Genomic DNA, 246 nt, shown 5'->3' with positions numbered 1-246 from the left:
TGTATCATTTTCCGGATCGGATGCCGCCGCAGTGAATGTTACTGCTGCGCCAGCAATTTGGGGGCTGGCTAGATCTGAAGCCAGATCAAATACCTCAGGCGGATTGTTTGGAGCAGCCTCAACCACGAATTCCGCTGTCCTGGAGCTATCTCCTTCCGGATTGTGGTTGTTGTCCCGAGCCCTGACCTCGATGGTATGGGAGCCGATCTCCTGCTCGGTTGTCGTCCAGGTCCAGCTCGGGATGGA

At 56.1% G+C, this 246-nt stretch carries 1 protein-coding gene; it reads right to left on the bottom strand.

From position 1 onward, the window contains the following. The coding region (locus BP727_RS02240) for a hypothetical protein (RefSeq protein ID WP_286857189.1) at positions 1-246 on the bottom strand (246 nt) is incomplete at both ends.

Source organism: Methanosaeta sp. UBA356 (genome assembly GCF_002496465.1).
Lineage (GTDB): Archaea > Halobacteriota > Methanosarcinia > Methanotrichales > Methanotrichaceae > Methanothrix > Methanothrix soehngenii.
The sequence above is the reverse complement of the archived record's forward strand: the minus strand, read 5'-3'. Positions and strand labels throughout refer to the sequence as shown.